The sequence below is a fragment of the Streptomyces sp. NPDC015032 genome, from assembly GCF_043080425.1.
Lineage (GTDB): Bacteria > Actinomycetota > Actinomycetes > Streptomycetales > Streptomycetaceae > Streptomyces.
Genome location: NZ_JBIBVN010000012.1, coordinates 16,712 through 32,482, shown reverse-complemented (window position 1 = coordinate 32,482; position 15,771 = coordinate 16,712). Strand labels below are relative to the sequence as shown.

The 15,771-nt window shown below is 69.9% G+C and carries 16 protein-coding genes; 12 read left to right on the top strand and 4 right to left on the bottom strand.

Annotated features, from left to right (window positions below; genetic code table 11):
• Positions 1-161: 161 nt before the first annotated feature.
• Entirely contained in the window at positions 162-869 is a 708-nt protein-coding gene (locus ACF08M_RS18895) for a uridine kinase (RefSeq protein WP_392186376.1), read from the top strand.
• A gap of 182 nt (positions 870-1,051) precedes the next feature.
• Here the strand turns inward: ACF08M_RS18895 and ACF08M_RS18890 are convergent, their stop codons facing one another.
• Positions 1,052-1,822, bottom strand: coding sequence for a SigE family RNA polymerase sigma factor (locus ACF08M_RS18890; protein ID WP_392186375.1), 771 nt, complete (start codon positions 1,820-1,822; stop codon positions 1,052-1,054).
• A 192-nt stretch (positions 1,823-2,014) separates the two neighbouring features.
• Here ACF08M_RS18890 and afsQ1 point away from each other — a divergent pair, with 192 nt between their 5' ends.
• The 5 genes from afsQ1 (at position 2,015) to ACF08M_RS18865 (ending at position 5,796) form a co-directional block, all read left to right on the top strand.
• Positions 2,015-2,692 (top strand): two-component system response regulator AfsQ1, encoded by a 678-nt coding sequence (afsQ1, locus tag ACF08M_RS18885; RefSeq protein ID WP_206433404.1) that lies wholly within the window; start codon positions 2,015-2,017, stop codon positions 2,690-2,692.
• Positions 2,689-4,236 (top strand): ATP-binding protein, encoded by a 1,548-nt coding sequence (locus tag ACF08M_RS18880; RefSeq protein WP_392186374.1) that lies wholly within the window; start codon positions 2,689-2,691, stop codon positions 4,234-4,236. The genes afsQ1 and ACF08M_RS18880 overlap by 4 nt, the downstream gene beginning before the upstream one ends.
• Entirely contained in the window at positions 4,233-4,856 is a 624-nt protein-coding gene (locus ACF08M_RS18875; protein ID WP_392186373.1) for a GerMN domain-containing protein, read from the top strand. Before ACF08M_RS18880 ends, ACF08M_RS18875 begins: the two co-directional genes overlap by 4 nt.
• A 96-nt stretch (positions 4,857-4,952) precedes the next feature.
• Positions 4,953-5,501 (top strand): VanZ family protein, encoded by a 549-nt coding sequence (locus ACF08M_RS18870; RefSeq protein WP_392186372.1) that lies wholly within the window; start codon positions 4,953-4,955, stop codon positions 5,499-5,501.
• Between the two features lie 94 nt (positions 5,502-5,595).
• Complete coding sequence (locus tag ACF08M_RS18865) at positions 5,596-5,796, top strand: PspC domain-containing protein (protein ID WP_392186371.1); 201 nt, start codon at positions 5,596-5,598, stop codon at positions 5,794-5,796.
• A gap of 74 nt (positions 5,797-5,870) precedes the next feature.
• On the opposite strand, the gene ACF08M_RS18860 is transcribed toward ACF08M_RS18865, so the two are convergent.
• Together ACF08M_RS18860 and ACF08M_RS18855 are read right to left on the bottom strand one after the other, a co-directional pair.
• Positions 5,871-6,188, bottom strand: a complete 318-nt coding sequence (locus tag ACF08M_RS18860) for a hypothetical protein (RefSeq protein ID WP_392186370.1) — start codon at positions 6,186-6,188, stop codon at positions 5,871-5,873.
• Between the two features lie 144 nt (positions 6,189-6,332).
• The gene (locus tag ACF08M_RS18855; RefSeq protein WP_392186369.1) at positions 6,333-7,487 is read right to left on the bottom strand and encodes an adenosine deaminase; all 1,155 of its coding nucleotides are present in this window, start codon (positions 7,485-7,487) and stop codon (positions 6,333-6,335) included.
• A gap of 103 nt (positions 7,488-7,590) precedes the next feature.
• Between ACF08M_RS18855 and ACF08M_RS18850 the strand changes: the two genes are divergently transcribed.
• From ACF08M_RS18850 to ACF08M_RS18835, 4 genes are all read left to right on the top strand, one after another.
• Positions 7,591-8,352 carry an alpha/beta hydrolase family protein gene (locus ACF08M_RS18850; RefSeq protein WP_392186368.1) on the top strand — a complete coding sequence of 254 codons (762 nt, stop codon included), beginning with the start codon at positions 7,591-7,593 and terminating at the stop codon, positions 8,350-8,352.
• 235 nt (positions 8,353-8,587) lie between these two features.
• A complete protein-coding gene (locus ACF08M_RS18845; RefSeq protein WP_392186549.1) occupies positions 8,588-9,550 on the top strand; it encodes a helix-turn-helix domain-containing protein in 963 nt (320 codons plus the stop codon).
• A 283-nt stretch (positions 9,551-9,833) separates the two neighbouring features.
• Complete coding sequence (locus ACF08M_RS18840) at positions 9,834-11,603, top strand: RICIN domain-containing protein (protein ID WP_392186367.1); 1,770 nt, start codon at positions 9,834-9,836, stop codon at positions 11,601-11,603.
• Positions 11,604-11,968: 365 nt separating this feature from the next.
• Positions 11,969-12,514 (top strand): hypothetical protein, encoded by a 546-nt coding sequence (locus tag ACF08M_RS18835; RefSeq protein ID WP_392186366.1) that lies wholly within the window; start codon positions 11,969-11,971, stop codon positions 12,512-12,514.
• A gap of 102 nt (positions 12,515-12,616) precedes the next feature.
• Here ACF08M_RS18835 and ACF08M_RS18830 read toward each other — a convergent pair whose 3' ends face one another.
• A complete protein-coding gene (locus tag ACF08M_RS18830; RefSeq protein ID WP_392186365.1) occupies positions 12,617-13,570 on the bottom strand; it encodes a LysR family transcriptional regulator in 954 nt (317 codons plus the stop codon).
• A gap of 62 nt (positions 13,571-13,632) precedes the next feature.
• On the opposite strand from ACF08M_RS18830, the gene ACF08M_RS18825 reads away from it, so the two are divergent.
• Positions 13,633-14,949, top strand: a complete 1,317-nt coding sequence (locus tag ACF08M_RS18825; protein WP_392186364.1) for an MFS transporter — start codon at positions 13,633-13,635, stop codon at positions 14,947-14,949.
• Between the two features lie 83 nt (positions 14,950-15,032).
• Positions 15,033-15,752, top strand: a complete 720-nt coding sequence (locus ACF08M_RS18820; protein WP_392186363.1) for a L,D-transpeptidase family protein — start codon at positions 15,033-15,035, stop codon at positions 15,750-15,752.
• The last annotated feature ends 19 nt before the right edge of the window (positions 15,753-15,771 follow it).

Genomic DNA, 15,771 nt, shown 5'->3' with positions numbered 1-15,771 from the left:
CCTCCGGAACTCCCGGAGGAACGGGCCGTGTCCGTGTCCCGGTGTCCGGCCGGGTCCGTCTCAGCCGTGCAGCGCCGCTGCCGCCAGTCCCACGGTGCCGCCGCACCCTACTGCGGGGCCGACCGAGCAATCCTGTGAATACGTAGAGTAGTTGAGATGTGATGCTCGATACCAACCCGGCCTCCGGGGGATCCCCTGCGCGGGTCAATGCCTCACACTCGTGTCCTGTGAATTCCCAACCGCTCCCGACCCGCGTCGTGCTGCTCGCGGGCCCCTCCGGCTCCGGCAAGTCCTCCCTCGCCTCCCGCACCGACCTGCCGGTGCTGCGCCTGGACGACTTCTACAAGGAGGGCGACGACCCCACCCTGCCGCTCGTGCCCGGCGGTACGGACATCGACTGGGACTCCGCACAGTCCTGGGACGCCGATGCGGCGGTCGCCGCGATCACGGAGCTGTGCCGCACGGGGCGGACGGACGTCCCGGTGTACGACATCGCCACGAGCTCCCGCGTCGACCGCGAGGCCTTCCACATCGACCGCACGCCGCTGTTCGTGGCCGAGGGCATCTTCGCGGCGGACATAGTCGAACGGTGCCAGGAGTTGGGCGTGCTCGCGGACGCGCTGTGCCTGCGCGGCCGTCCGACGACGACGTTCCGCCGCCGGTTGTTGCGGGATCTGCGCGAGGGCCGCAAGTCGGTGCCGTTCCTGCTGCGGCGGGGGTGGCGGCTGATGCGGGCGGAGCGGCGGATCGTGGCGCGGCAGACGGCACTGGGCGCCCATCCGTGCGGCAAGGAGGAGGCTCTGGGCCGCCTGGCCGCAGCGGCGGCGGGGCGGTGCCGGCGGGCGCCCGCGGCACGGGGCACGGCGTAGCGGACCTCCCGGGCCCCAATTCCCCCTCCTCAAACGCCGACGGGGTCGGACAGGCCCCCCGGCCCGTCCGACCCCGCAGCACTCCCCCGTGCACCGCCGTCTCCCCCCGAAGCAGCGGCCCCGCTCTCCCCCGTGTCCCCTGTGCCCCCGTGTCCCCATCCCCCGGTCGTTCCCCCGTCCCCTCAGGCCACCAGCTCGCCGAAGGACTCCTCCTCGTCACGGCCGAAGCTGAGGACCTCGTCCTCGCGCAGCCGGCGGAGCGACCGCCAGATGCTCGACTTCACCGTGCCGACACTGATGTCGAGGATGGCCGCGATCTCCGGGTCGGTGCGGCCCTCGTAGTACCGGAGGACCAGCATCGTGCGCTGGAGTTCGGGCAGCCGCGCCAGCGCCTGCCAGAGCACGGCGCGCAGTTCCGTGCCGCGCATCGCGTCCGTGTCGCCCGCCGTCTCCGGCAGCTCCTCGGTCGGGTACTCGTTGAGCTTGCGCCTGCGCCAGGCGCTGATGTGCAGGTTGGTCATGGTGCGGCGCAGATAGCCGCCGACCGCCGCCTTGTCGCTGATCCGGTCCCAAGCCCGGTACGTCGAGAAGAGGGCGCTCTGCAGCAGATCCTCGGCCTCGAACCGGTCACCGGTCAGGTGGTAGGCGGTTGCGTACAGGGAGGCGCGGCGCTCCCGGACGTAGGCCGTGAACGCCGTTTCGGCGTCGTCGGCCTGCGCCGGAGACTTCCGCTCCCCCAGGGCCTCCCCGTACGCGGGTCCCCCGTTGCTTCCCCCGCCGATTCCCCCGTTGCCCCCCGCAGGAGCGTCAACCATCGTCATGTACGACGTGTGCTGACGCCCGGCGCCACGAACGCACCCCCGCCCTCCCGCGCCGGACTTCTCGGTGCTCCGGCCGACGTCGTGGAGACGCGTGACAACTGCGCTTGCGGTGCTTCGCTGAATTGCGTTCATCTCGCGCCCCCCATCGGTGGAGTCCGTCCGTTCCTTGTGCCAATGAGCTTGCCGGGGCAGTTTCATCACGCTGTCCCCCGTCTGTCACAGCCCTGTCACAGGGCCTGCCGTCGATGCGTCCGCGGCGTGCCGGATGTATGAGTCGGCACCAACTGTCGAACTGGGGCTCCCCCATGAGTCAGAATGACCAGCGTGCCTTTCCTGTTGCTGATCGAGGACGACGACGCCATCCGCACGGCCCTCGAACTCTCGCTGTCACGCCAGGGCCACCGTGTGGCCACCGCGGCGACGGGAGAGGACGGCCTGAAACTGCTGCGTGAGCAGCGGCCGGATCTGATCGTGCTGGATGTGATGCTGCCCGGCATCGACGGTTTCGAGGTGTGCCGGCGCATCCGGCGCACCGACCAGCTGCCGATCATTCTGCTGACCGCGCGCAGCGACGACATCGACGTCGTGGTCGGGCTCGAGTCCGGTGCCGACGACTATGTGGTGAAACCCGTGCAGGGCCGGGTGCTCGACGCCCGTATCCGGGCGGTGCTGCGCCGCGGCGAGCGCGAGTCCACCGACTCCGCGTCCTTCGGGAGCGTGGTGATCGACCGTTCCGCGATGACCGTGACCAAGAACGGCGAGGATCTGCAGCTCACGCCGACCGAGCTGCGACTTCTGCTGGAGCTGAGCCGCCGGCCGGGCCAGGCCCTTTCGCGGCAGCAGCTGCTGCGGCTGGTCTGGGAGCACGACTACCTCGGTGACTCCCGGCTCGTGGACGCCTGTGTGCAGCGGCTGCGCGCCAAGGTGGAGGACGTACCGTCCTCGCCGACCCTGATCCGTACCGTTCGGGGCGTGGGCTACCGGCTGGATTCGCCTCAGTGAGTGATGTCGCCAGGCGGAGCCTGCTCGCCGGACTCCGCTGGACGAGTCTGCGACTGCGTCTCGTCGTCGTGTTCGGACTGGTGGCACTGACCGCCGCGGTGTCCGCCTCGGGGATCGCGTACTGGCTGAATCGCGAGGCCGTACTGACGCGTACCCAGGACTCTGCGCTCGGGGACTTCCGCCAGGAGATGCAGAACCGGGCGGCGTCGCTGCCGCTGCGGCCCACCAAGGACGATCTGCAGAATGCCGCCGTGCAGATGGCGAGCAGTTCGCCCGGTTACAGCGTGCTGCTGGTCGACGAGCGCGACACGGGCAAGCCGATCGTCGGCAACTCCGATCTGGACACCTTCACGCTCGACAACGTGCCGCTGTCGCTGCAGAAGGCGGTCAACGAGAAGCAGCGGGTCGAAGCGGGCAACAAGTACGAGTACCACCTGTTCTGGCAGCGGACCAGCATCCGCGGTACGCCGTATCTGGTGGGCGGTACGAAGATCATCGGCGGTGGCCCGGCCGGCTACATGCTGAAGTCCCTCGACCAGGAGCGGCAGGATCTGAACTCCCTCGCCTGGTCGCTGGGGATCGCCACCGGGCTCGCCCTGATCGGTTCCGCGCTGCTCGCGCAGGCCGCGGCGACGACCGTGCTGCGGCCCGTGCAGCGGCTCGGCGACGCCGCCCGCAAGCTCGGCGAGGGCAAGCTCGACACCCGGCTCGCGGTGTCCGGCACCGATGAACTGGCCGATCTCTCCCGTACGTTCAACAGGACCGCCAGTTCGCTGGAGAAGCGGGTCGCGGACATGAGCGCGCGGGACGAGGCGAGCCGGCGGTTCGTCGCCGACATGTCGCACGAACTGCGCACCCCGCTCACCGCGCTGACCGCCGTCACCGAGGTGCTGGAGGACGAGGCGGACACTCTGGACCCGATGATCGCGCCCGCGGTGCGTCTGGTGGTGAGCGAGACCCGGCGCCTGAACGACCTGGTGGAGAACCTGATGGAGGTCACCCGCTTCGACGCGGGGACGGCCCGGCTCGTCCTCGACACGGTCGACGTCGCCGACCAGGTGACCGCCTGCATCGACGTCCGTGCCTGGCTGGACGCGGTGGACCTGGACGCCGAGCGGGGCATGATGGTCCGCCTCGACCCGCGCCGGCTCGATGTGATCCTGGCGAACCTGATCGGCAACGCGCTCAAGCACGGCGGTTCGCCGGTACGGGTCGCGGTACGGACCGAGGGCGACGAGCTCGTCATCGGGGTCCGTGACCACGGCCCCGGCATCCCCGAGGACGTCCTGCCGCATGTCTTCGACCGGTTCTACAAGGCCAGTGCCTCCCGCCCGCGCTCCGAGGGCAGCGGTCTGGGCCTGTCGATCGCCATGGAGAACGCGCACATCCACGGCGGTGACATCACGGCCTCGAACTCACCGGACGGCGACGGTGCGGTGTTCGTACTGCGACTGCCGCGCGACGCCGAGCAACTCACCCGTTCCGCCGGGCGGGACGGGGATCAGGACACGGGGGTCCAGGACGAGGAGGGCGACGCGACGTGAGGGGCAGCAACCGCCGGGGGCGCCGTCCGGCCGTGGCGCTGGCCGGTGCCGTGACCGCGGCCGTGCTGGCCGCGGGCTGCGGCATCAGGACCACCTCCGTGCCGGTGGACGCCGGGGCCGCGCCGTCCCAGGTGCCGTGCGCGATGTCCGCCGAGGACATCGCCACCCAGGCGTTCCGGGGCATCCCCGTGCAGATCTATCTGGTCTGCTCCTCGCAACTGGTCACGGTGGACCGCACGGTGCACGTCGACGAGACGGCGTCGGACCAGGTCCGGATCGCGCAGGCCCTCCTGGAGGAGCTGGAGCAGAAGCCGCCCGCCGATGAGCGGCAGGCCGGTTACTCCACCGCCGTACCGGCGGCCCTGCGGATCGGCCCGGCCCACGTCGGCGACCGTCAGGGCACGCTGCGGCTCAGCAAGCAGCCCGAGGACCTGCCGGCCGAGGCGCTGGCGCAGATCGTGTGCACGTACGCGGAGAGCAAGACGCTCGCCCCGGACGGCAGGGTGACGCTGGCCGGGCCCGGGAAATATCCGCCGCGCGCATATCTGTGCACCTCGGAGATGAAGGCCAGGCCGAAGACCGTACCGACGCCGGGAACGGGAACGGAAACGGGGGCCTGAGCGGGAGGAGGGCCGGGGCCGGTCCTCCTTGCCCGGGGCCGGGCCCGGTTCGGGGCGAGCGGAACCGATCCTGCCGCCCGGCGCGTCTTGGGGAGCGTGCGTCAAGGTTCTGACAGTCAAACTGTCATCCGCTTCCGCGCGGCCGGAGTCTCGCTCCTCCTCGCGCATCTGCTGCTTGTCGGGTGGCTGACGCTGCGTCCGCTCGACGTGCCGTGGACAACCGCCTCGAATCTCCAGCCGCTCGCCGGCATCAGAGCCGACCTGTCCCTCGGTCCGGTCGAGGCCACCCGCCGCATCGGTGAGGGGCTGCTGCTGCTCGCCCCGCTGGGCGTCCTGCTGCCGATGGCCGGTGGCCGGCTGTTCGTCTCCCCATGGGCCTCGCTGGCCCGTACCGTCGCGGCGGGGTCGCTCATCTCGCTGACCATCGAACTGGCGCAGACCGGAGTACCGGGGCAGGTCGTCGACGTCGACTCACTGCTGCTGAACACCACCGGGATGGCGCTCGCCCATCTGCTGGTCGTGCCCATGGGCCGGGCGCGGCTGCGCCGTAGGAAGCAGCGCCGGATCAGGGTGATGCCCCACCCCAGGGACGAGGCGGCCCAGGGGTCGACCCCGACGATTCCCAGGGTCGGTATCGCACCGTAGAGCGACGCTTTGCCCCCGTTCGCCCGGCGACCATGGATACATCGGGAGCACAACCCAGCTGCTCCCTCGGTAACGGTTCGCGAAGGAGCCCACCATGGCCGGACTTGCCCGCCCCCGCGACGGACGCATGATCGGCGGAGTGTGCGCAGCGCTGGCACGGCGCTTCGGCACCTCCGCGGGAACCATGCGCATCATCTTCCTGGTCTCCTGCCTGCTGCCGGGGCCGCAGTTCCTGCTCTACCTGGCGCTGTGGGTGCTGTTCCCGTCGGAGAAGACGGCGTCCACCGCCTGGTGATTCACGTACGCACCACATGCCTGTGGGGCGGGCACCCGGTCCGGGTGTCCGCCCCACAGGCATGTGTACGGGGATCAGCCGCCGAGCGGGATGCCGCTGGTCGACAGACCGCTGGTCTTCAGGCCGCCCGCGGGCAGGCCGCCGAGCAGGCCCTTGACCGGGGTGGCGGCGTCGCCGACGAGCTTCTGCTGGCCGGTGCCGAGGAGCTTGGTGGCCGTGTCCTGGACCGGCAGGGACTCGGTCGTGGTCCCCAGCGCCGAGCCGGCGACCGGCAGGGCGGTGGTTGCGGCCTCGGTCGGCAGCGCGGTGGCGGAGGCGGTGCCCGCGGCGGCAGCGGCGAAAGCGGCACCGAGAGCGGCGACGCCGAGATTCCTGACAGCAGACTGCTTCATGTGAAATTCATCCTTGAGGAAGGGGGTGTGAGCGGCTCCGAAACGTAGTCAGCCCACTACCGGTCCCGCAAACATGCCCAACACGGAAAACAGCTGGGCAGCAACCTCGATTTCGCCGTCCCGGCCGTGGCCCGGAAGCGCGGATCAGCCCGCTGAGGCGGAAGAAGCGCTGGTCGTAGCGGTCTGCTCGAAGAGCCACTCGGACTTCAGCTCGGCGTATCCGGGCTTGATCACGTCATTGATCATCGCCAGACGTTCATCAAAAGGAATGAACGCGGATTTCATCGCGTTGACGGTGAACCATTGCATGTCATCGAGCGTGTATCCGAATGTCTCGGTCAGCTTCTCGAATTCACGGCTCATGGTCGTACCGCTCATCAGCCGGTTGTCCGTGTTCACGGTGACCCGGAAATGCAGCTTCCGCAGCAGCCCGATGGGGTGCTCGGCGTACGAGGCGGCGGCGCCGGTCTGAAGGTTGGAGGTCGGGCACAGTTCCAGCGGGATGCGCTTGTCCCGTACGTAGGAGGCGAGGCGGCCGAGCTTCACGGCGCCGCCCTCGGTGACCTCGATGTCGTCGATGATGCGGACGCCGTGGCCGAGCCGGTCGGCGCCGCACCACTGGAGGGCCTGCCAGATCGATGGCAGGCCGAAGGCCTCGCCCGCGTGGATGGTGAAGTGGTTGTTCTCGCGCTTGAGGTACTCGAACGCGTCGAGGTGCCGGGTGGGCGGGAAGCCCGCCTCCGCGCCCGCGATGTCGAAGCCGACGACGCCCTGGTCGCGGTAGAGGTTGGCGAGTTCGGCGATCTCCAGGGAGCGGGCGGCGTGCCGCATCGCGGTGAGGAGGGCGCCCACGCGGATGCGGTGCCCGTCCCGGCGGGCCCGCCGCTCGCCCTCCCGGAAGCCCTCGTTGACCGCCTCGACGACCTCTTCGAGGCTCAGCCCGGCTTCCAGGTGCTGCTCGGGCGCATACCGCACCTCGGCGTAGACCACACCGTCCGCGGCCAGGTCCTCGGCGCACTCGGCGGCCACCCGGACCAGTGCGTCGCGGGTCTGCATGACGGCACAGGTGTGCGCGAACGTCTCCAGGTAGCGTTCCAGCGACCCGGAGTCGGCCGCCTCGCGGAACCAGCTGCCGAGCTTGTCCGGCTCGGTCTCGGGGAGTCCGTCGTATCCGCTCGCGAGGGCGAGGTCGACGATCGTTCCCGGGCGCAGACCGCCGTCGAGGTGGTCGTGGAGAAGGACCTTGGGGGCGCGTCGGATTTGGTTGTAACCGGGCATATGGAGGGTCGGGCTCATCATTGGGGCACTCTAGCGCCTACGCGCGTAGATTGTCCCTCGCCGATGCGTAACAGTGACCGCGAATACGGGTGGAGGACACCTGTCCTTCTGACACTGTTCTGTCATGGCACAGCGCGCACTCCCCTTGCCTGCCGCGAGGCTGGGACGGGCCGTCAGGACGGCCGGAGCACCAACTGCGGTCAGCGGCGTGGTTCTGCTGCTCCCGGACGGCGAGGCCGAATCGCACCGCCGCCCCTCTCCCCTTTCGTACGCACTCCAGCTGCCGCTGGCCCGGACGCTGGCCCGCGCGGGCCGGGAGGACGGGCTCGCCGCGCATGTCGTGCGGTACCGCTGCCGCGGCTGGAACGCGACCGACGCGCAGCTCGCGGCGGACGCCCGATGGGCGGTGGACGAGGTCGTACGACGCTACGGCGACGTCCCCGTGTGCCTCGCCGGCCACGGCATGGGCGGCCGGGCCGCGCTCCGGGCGGGCGGCCACGCGGCGGTCGGCTCCGTCCTGGCGATGGCCCCCTGGCTGCCCGAGAACACCACGGACGAACCGGAACCGGTGAAGCACCTGCTCGGCCGGCAGGTCCTGCTCGTCCACGGCACGAACGACGCGCGAACCGACCCCGAACTCTCCTTCCGGCTGGCCGCACGGGCCAAGAAGGCCAACCGCGACACCTGCCGCTTCGAGGTCCACTCCGACGGCCACTCACTGCGCCAGCACCGGGCCGAAGTGGCGGCCCTGGCAACGGACTTCGTCCGCGGCTCGCTCTTCGGCCGCGCCTACGCCCGCCCGGTCACCGACGCCCTGGCGGCGCCGCCCCCGCTGGGGCTGCGGATGCCGCTGGCCGCGGGGTTCGGGAGATCGTTGCGGCACTGAGGAGGCCGGGGGCGGGGGCGGGTAACGGCCCGTGGAGCGGGTGCGCGGAGGCCACGCGGACGACCGGACGGCGACCGCCTGTCGAACAGCCCGTGTTCCGCAGGTCGTCAGCGTGAGCGATCCTTCGGCACCCGCCCGGCGCGAGTGGAACCGGCGCGTTCTGCTGCCTCGCCATCCCCCGAAGAGCATGTGACCCGCGGTTTCAGAAACGGTGAAAGGACAGTTGTTGGACGAGATGGTGTTCCGCAGCGAAGACGTGTCCGCGGCGGACCGGTTCACCTACTGGACCGAGCTCCTGGGCCGTACCCATGCGCCCATGGAACTGCGCAGCGACCACACCGACGACTTCCGGGCCTCCCAGCGCGTGCTGGACCTCGGTGCCGTCACCGTGTGGTCTGCCACGTTCCAGCCACTGGTGTTCCGGCGCACGCCGAAGCTGATCCGTCAGTCCGACCCCGAGGCGTACCACCTGTCACTCGTCGTACGCGGGACCGGGGCAGGCGTGTGGCGGCACCGGGAGACCGAGTACAAGCCGTACGACCTGTTCATCAACTCGTCGTCGCTGCCGAACGACGTCTACAGCACCGGGGAAGCGGTCCAGACCGTGGCGCTGGAGGTTCCCAAGGCCCTGCTGCCACTGCCTCACGACATGGCCGGCCGCATCGTCGGAGCGCCGGTGTCGGCCCGGGAAGGCATGGGTGCCCTGCTGGCACAGTTCCTCACCCGGTTGATCGCGGACTCGGCCACGTACCAGCCCTCCGACCGGCCGCGGCTGGCCTCCATCGCGACCCCGCTCGTCGCCGCGCTCTTCGCCCATCTGCTCGAAGCCGGCGACCGCCTGCCCCCGGAGACCCGCCAGCGGGCCCTCACCTTCCGCATCCAGGCGTTCATCCGAGAGCACCTGCACGACCCGCACCTCACCCCGAGCGCCATTGCCGCCGCACACCACATCTCCACCAGCTACCTGCACCGCCTCTTCCGGGACGAAGACGTCACCGTCGCCGCGTGGATACGCCGCCTGCGTCTGGAGGCGGCCCGCCGCGACCTCACCGATCCCGCGCTCCGCGCCACACCCATCCACGCCGTCGCCGCCCGCTGGGGATTCACTCGCGCAGCCGACTTCAGCCGCGCTTACCGCGCCGCCTACGGCACCACGCCCAAGGACCACCGGCACCAAGCCCTCCAGTACCGCAAGTGAACCCATTGCGAACACAGTTGTGCACTCAGCGCTAACGACCTGACCGCCTCAAGTCGGCATCCTGGAGGACGTTCGTGACGAAAACGGGCCCGGGTGTCCCGCCGGGTCGTCGAGCCCACGTTGCGTCCCAGCCCGAACCCGGACTGTTCACCCCGCCCGGCCCACGCCGATCGCCCTCTTCTCCACGTCACACCGCGATCCGACGAACCATCACAACGTATCCGTTCAAGACAAATCGATCACACTTTGCGTCGATTTCACCGATAAATTGAGGTCCGGCCACATGATTGCCAAGCAACGGAACCGTCGAAGAGGACGGATCACAGCGGCGCTGGTCGCTCTGTCCTCGTTGGCGGCGCTGGTATCGGGCGCCCAGCAGGCGGTCGCTGCCGAAGACAAGACCATCGTGATCAAGGACAAGGGCGGGATATTCAAGAGCAAGCCGGCATCCGGCTTCGTTCTCCATCCGCGGGAGATGCCAGGCGTTGACGAGGGCCAGACGGCACGCTCGGTGATCGAGGGGGCCGAGGCGAAGGGTGTCGTGACGCGGGTCTCCCCGCTGAGCGTCGCCCAGTCGAAGCAGCACATCGGCCGCTCGCTGTGCCACACGACCGGCATCAACGGCTTGTTCAAGTACAACGGCTTCTGCTGGGACGAGACGGACGACAAGACCAACGCCTGGGCCAAAGGCTGGCATCCGCAGGGCTTCACCGCCTCCCACGACGCGGACGCGAGCGGCACGGTCGACGGCCACCACCTGTACATGGCGACCTGGTACTACGGCGTCAAGGGCTCCGACCGCAACAAGAAGGCCCGCATCTCCATCCTCGAATCGAACGGCACGGAGCGGACCTACGGGCACGTCCTGCTCGTCCGGCCCACCGGCAGCCGGGCCGACCCCCAGTTCACCTCGGTCGGCGACGTCCACGCCGACGGCATGGTCTGGTACGGGAACAGGCTGTTCGTGGCCAACGGCGGCGAACTGCAGATCTACGACCTCGACCACCTGTGGAAGGTCAACTCCATCTCCGAGAAGTCGGGCATCGTGGGCGGCACGTCCTCGGCCGAGTACCACCAGTGGGCCCTGCCCATGGTCGCCCGCTACTCGAACCGCACCAAGGCCCAACAGGACACGGCCAAGCCGAACAAACGGTCCAATATGTTCTGTGACGGAGACATAGCGTGCCTGAGCGCCTTGAGCCTGGACCGCAGCACGTCACCGCCGCGCCTGGTCTCCGGACGCTACGGGGATGCCGAGCGCCCCGACCCTGTGGACGTGATCCGCTGGCCTATCGAACACCTCGGTGAGGGTGGTACGTCACCCGTCAGCGCGACGGCCGCCTACGAGGCTCCTGTCCACGGCTTGCAGGGCGTGGCCACCGACGGCACGCACTACTACATGTCGGCCATGTGCGACACGAAGTACATGAAAGTCACCAACCCCGTGGACACATCTGCCTACTACTGCATCTGGGAGGCCGTGCCGGACGGCCCCGTATCGATCCTCACCCGCACGCCGCCCCTCACCCAGAACCTGTCCTTCTCGTTCTCCTCGGGCCGTCTGTGGGGCATGAACGAGAAGGACGGCAAGCGCGTCATCTTCTCCCTGCTGCCGCGGAAGGCCGACAACCGCCAGTACCTGTACAACGACTACAGCAAGCTGTGCTCGGGCGTCGGCAGCACGGTCGAAAACAGCAAGCCGGTCATCCAGTGGGGCTGCAACAAATCCGAGGACGAGCTCTGGGTGTTCGAGGAGACCAAGGACAACAACGGCAAACCCGCCTACTTCATCCAGAACAGGTACTCCGGCAAGTGCCTGGGCACCGGCAGCAGCCTCGCCAACGGCAAGGGCATGATCCAGTACACCTGCAATTCCAAGGTGGACGAGAAGTGGTGGTACGACCAGGACACCCACGAGCTGCGGAACGTCTACTCGGGCAAGTGCCTGGGCCTGGGCTCCGCCGCCACCAAGGGCAGCCAGCTCATCCAGTGGACCTGTAACGGCGCACAGGACGAGCACTGGATCATCTCCAAAACCGCCCCCAAGGTGTGACCTGAACACGCTCCTGCGACGGCCCGCCGGAAAACCCGGCGGGCCGCCGCGAGCACGTCCCTTCAGTCCGGCAGCACATGCCCCCGCTGGGGCTGCGGATGCCGCCGGCCGCGGGGTTCGGGAGGTCGTTGCGGCACTGAGGAGGCGCGAGCCGGCCGTACCGCGGCCACCGGGCCTCCTCGCCCGGCGGCGGAGGAAGCCGGGGAGGAAGTTGAGTACGAGCACCCATGCCGCCGCGTCACCGCGACTCGTATGGTGATCACACGCTGAACATCCACGAACAGCGATGGTTTGAGGGGGCTCATGAGCGCCGGGGTCTGCTGCACACGTACCAGTGCTTCCGGGACATGGCCGGTGATGCCGTCGTGACCGCGGTGAGAATGCGTGCGCTGGAGGGGCCGCCGCTGGTGCGGTGGCTGTGCGCCGAGACGGCCTTCGTCTGGGTGTCGGTCACCGTCGCGGGTGTCTCCGGAGCGTTGGGGGAACATCCGACGACATGGTTCTTTCCGATGTGCCTGGTGCTGCCGGTTGTGCTGCACTTCGCGCTGCGGGGCCTGTTCGCGGTGCGCCTGGACGACGCCGGGATCACGGTCGTCCGGCCCTGGAGCCGCCGGCGTGCGGCCTGGGCGGAGGTGGGCGGCATCCGGTTCACTCCGCTCCCGGTCGAGGAGGACGACATCGCCTGGTGGGCGGTGACGATGACTGTGGGGGCCTCGCGCACGCTGCCCCTGGCCACCATCAAGGATTCCGACGACCCCGCCTTCGACACCCTGCTCCGGCACGGGCGGCTGTTCCGGCCGTTCGCCGACCGCGGCCTCGGTGTCCTCGACGCGCCGGACGGGTCGCGTGAACACGAGTACTTCGAGCGGGCCGTGGGCGCGGCCGGCGGCAGGTCGCCGGCCGGACGGTGACGCCTCAGAGCCTGTCGGGTGACCTCTGATCGGGCGGCCACGCCCTGGCACGCACGCACCAGACCGCGTCCGCTACCCGATCGAAGGTCACCCGACAGGCTCTCAGTCCGGCAGCAGGTGTCCCCGCCTCGACAGCAGGAAGCGTTTGAAGGCGGCCACCGGCGGGGTGTCCGGGTGGCCGTCCAGCCAGGCGACGCCGATCTCGCGGGCCGCTCTCGGGGCCGTGACGGTGAGTTCGACGACGCCGGGGCGGGCCACGGCGGGCGGCGGCAGCAGGGCGACACCGAGGCCGGCCGCGACCAGGCCGCGCAGGGTCTCCGCCTCCTCGCCCTCGAAGGCGACACGTGGTGCGAAGCCCGCTTCCGCGCACAGGTCGTCGGTGATCCGCCGCAGGCCGTACCCGGGTTCGAGGGTGACGAACTTCTCGTCGGCGGCCTCCGCCAGGCGGATACGGCGGCGCGAGGCGAGGCGGTGGTCCTCCGGGACGACCAGACGCAGCCGCTGTTCGTCGAGGCGGCGGGCGACCAGGTCGGGGGCGTCCGGGACGGGTGAGGTGAGGCAGAGGTCGAGGCCGCCGGCCCGGAGGCGTTCGATCATCGCCTCGCCGTAGTTCTGCACGAGCTGGAAGCGGACCCGGGGGTGGTCGGCGCGGAAGGCGCGGATCAGGGCGGGCACGGTCTCGGAGCCCATGGTGTGCAGGAAGCCGAAGGCGACCTTGCCGGTGGCCGGGTCGGCGTCGGCCCGAACCGAGTCGGCGGCCTTCTCGACCTCGGCGAGGGCCCGTTCGGCGGAGCCCAGGAAAGTGCGGCCCGCCGGGGTGAGGGAGACGGTGCGGCCCTTGCGGGCGAACAGGGCGACTCCCAGGTCCTGTTCGAGCCTGACCATCGCCCGCGAGAGCGTCGACTGCGGAACGCCGAGCTCATGCGCGGCACGGGTGACGTGTTCGTGGCGGGCCACCGCCTCGAAGTGGGCCAGTCGCGGCGCGAGGACGGCGCGAATGTCTTCTTCGTAACTACTGGGTGACAGCCGGGGCTGTGAGCTGTGTTCATGCACCATGGGATTGATTATCGCGAGTTCGTGCATTGGACGCATGAAACCGAGCGGCCTACTTTCGAACCATGTCTCCTGCCAGTACCGGGGCGTCCACCCTCACCGTGGCCGCCTCGCCCCAGCCGTCGCCCGTCGCCGCCGCCACCACCGGCCCCGCCGGACTGGACCGTCTCGAACCCGGCCGCCCCGGCTACCGCCGGATGAGTTTCGCGCTCTTCGCCGCCGGTGTCGCGACCTTCGCACTCCTCTACTCCACCCAGGCCCTGCTGCCCGCCGTCTCCGCCTCCTTCGGCGCCACGGCCGGACAGGCCAGCTGGACGGTCTCCGCGGCGACGGGCGCACTGGCGCTGTGCGTACTGCCGCTGAGCGCGCTCTCCGAACGGTTCGGACGGCGGGAGATGATGACGGCGTCACTGACGGTCGCCGTACTGGTCGGGCTGCTCGTGCCCTTCGCCCCCTCGCTGGGCTGGCTGATCGCGCTGCGCGCCGTCCAGGGCGCGGCGCTGGCCGGGCTGCCCGCCTCCGCGATGGCGTACCTGGCGGAGGAGGTACGGCCGAAGGCGCTGGTCGCCGCGATCGGGCTGTTCGTGGCGGGCAACAGCATCGGCGGGATGAGCGGCCGTATCCTCACCGGCTGGATCGCCCAGCTGTGGGGCTGGCGGGCGGCGCTCGGCGCGGTTGGGCTGCTCGCCGTCGCCTGCGCGGCCGTCTTCCACTTCATGATCCCCAGGGCCCGGCACTTCACCCCCGGCTCGCTGAACCCGAAGGCCCTCGCCAGGACCGTGGGCGGCCACCTGGCCGATCCGCTGCTGCGCCGGCTGTACGCGATCGGCGCGCTGTTCATGACGGTGTTCGGCGCGGTCTACACCGTCATCGGCTATCGCCTGGTGGAGGCGCCGTTCAACCTCCCGCAGGGCGTCGTCGGCTCGATCTTCCTGGTCTATCTCGTCGGTACGGTCTCCTCCGCGGCGGCCGGCAAGCTGGTCGCCCGGCTCGGCCGCCGGGGCGCGCTGTACCTGGCCGTCTCCACCACGGCCGCCGGTCTGCTGCTCTCGCTCGCCGACCAGCTGGCCGCCGTACTCCTCGGCCTGGTCCTGATCACGGCGGGCTTCTTCGCCGGCCACGCGGTCGCCTCCTCGTCCGTGAGCCGTACGGCGACGAAGGGCCGGGCCCAGGCGTCGGCGCTCTACCAGTCCGCGTACTACCTGGGCTCCAGCGCGGGCGGCACGCTCGGCGCGGTCGCCTTCCACGCCGGAGGCTGGGCCGGGACCGTGTCGCTGGGGCTGCTCGCGGTCCTCGGTGTCGTCTCGGTCACGCTGTACGGCTCGCGGGCCGCACGCGCCGGGCGTCGTCGGCCGGTGACGGTGGCCTCTGTACAGAACTGAGACATTCGACGCACAACCATCCACTCCCCGACGCGCGTCTAGCAGGCGGAATCACCTCACGGCGCGAAGGGGAGCTGGGGTACATGAGAATCGCAGGGAACACGAGGGGGGTCCGGGCGCGGCGCGCGCTCGCGCTGTCCGTCGCCGGTCTGACGGCGGTGCCCGTCCTCGTCCTGGGCACCGGTGGATCCGCGCAGGCGGCGGCAGCCTGCACGACGTCCACCGGGCCGTACCAGAAGCAGGTCGAGAAGTATCTGCACCGGCCGGCCGACGGCAAGCAGTCCGCCGCCGACTGCAAGGCGATCCGGTCGTTCCAGCGCACCTACGGGGTCACCCCCGACATCGGTTACGCGGGGCCGGTCACCTGGCGCACGATGAAGACGCTCACGGCCCAGAAGGCGGCCGGCAAGAACCCGAACAAGGCCAAGAAGTGCCCCACCAACAAGGGGCGCATCGCGTGTGTGGACCTGACCCGGCAGCTGAGCTGGATCCAGGACGGCAGCAAGCTGAAGTTCGGTCCGGTGCCGGTACGGACCGGGCGGGACAAGTACGAGACCCGCACCGGGTCGAAGAAGATCTACATGCGGCACATCAACCACTATTCGACGCTCTACCACGTGCAGATGCCGTACGCCCAGTTCTTCGACGGCGGGCAGGCGTTCCACTCGGTGGGCCTGAAGATGTGGAACCCTCCGGGGTCGCACGGTTGCGTCAACATGCGGCCCGGTGACGCGAAGTCCTACTGGAACCTGCTGAGGAACGGCGACGACGTATACGTGTACGGGCGCAAGCCCGGAACGTGACCTGAGTATGCGCCGCTTC

Coding starts and splice junctions, on each gene's coding strand:
- ACF08M_RS18895 (WP_392186376.1), top strand. CDS start 162: ATGCTCGATACCAACCCGGCCTCCGGGGGATCCCCTGCGCGGGTCAAT.
- ACF08M_RS18890 (WP_392186375.1), bottom strand. CDS start 1,822: ATGAACGCAATTCAGCGAAGCACCGCAAGCGCAGTTGTCACGCGTCTC.
- ACF08M_RS18865 (WP_392186371.1), top strand. CDS start 5,596: ATGGCCGGACTTGCCCGCCCCCGCGACGGACGCATGATCGGCGGAGTG.
- ACF08M_RS18860 (WP_392186370.1), bottom strand. CDS start 6,188: ATGAAGCAGTCTGCTGTCAGGAATCTCGGCGTCGCCGCTCTCGGTGCC.
- ACF08M_RS18855 (WP_392186369.1), bottom strand. CDS start 7,487: ATGATGAGCCCGACCCTCCATATGCCCGGTTACAACCAAATCCGACGC.
- ACF08M_RS18850 (WP_392186368.1), top strand. CDS start 7,591: ATGGCACAGCGCGCACTCCCCTTGCCTGCCGCGAGGCTGGGACGGGCC.
- ACF08M_RS18845 (WP_392186549.1), top strand. CDS start 8,588: ATGGTGTTCCGCAGCGAAGACGTGTCCGCGGCGGACCGGTTCACCTAC.
- ACF08M_RS18840 (WP_392186367.1), top strand. CDS start 9,834: ATGATTGCCAAGCAACGGAACCGTCGAAGAGGACGGATCACAGCGGCG.
- ACF08M_RS18830 (WP_392186365.1), bottom strand. CDS start 13,570: ATGGTGCATGAACACAGCTCACAGCCCCGGCTGTCACCCAGTAGTTAC.
- ACF08M_RS18825 (WP_392186364.1), top strand. CDS start 13,633: ATGTCTCCTGCCAGTACCGGGGCGTCCACCCTCACCGTGGCCGCCTCG.
- ACF08M_RS18820 (WP_392186363.1), top strand. CDS start 15,033: ATGAGAATCGCAGGGAACACGAGGGGGGTCCGGGCGCGGCGCGCGCTC.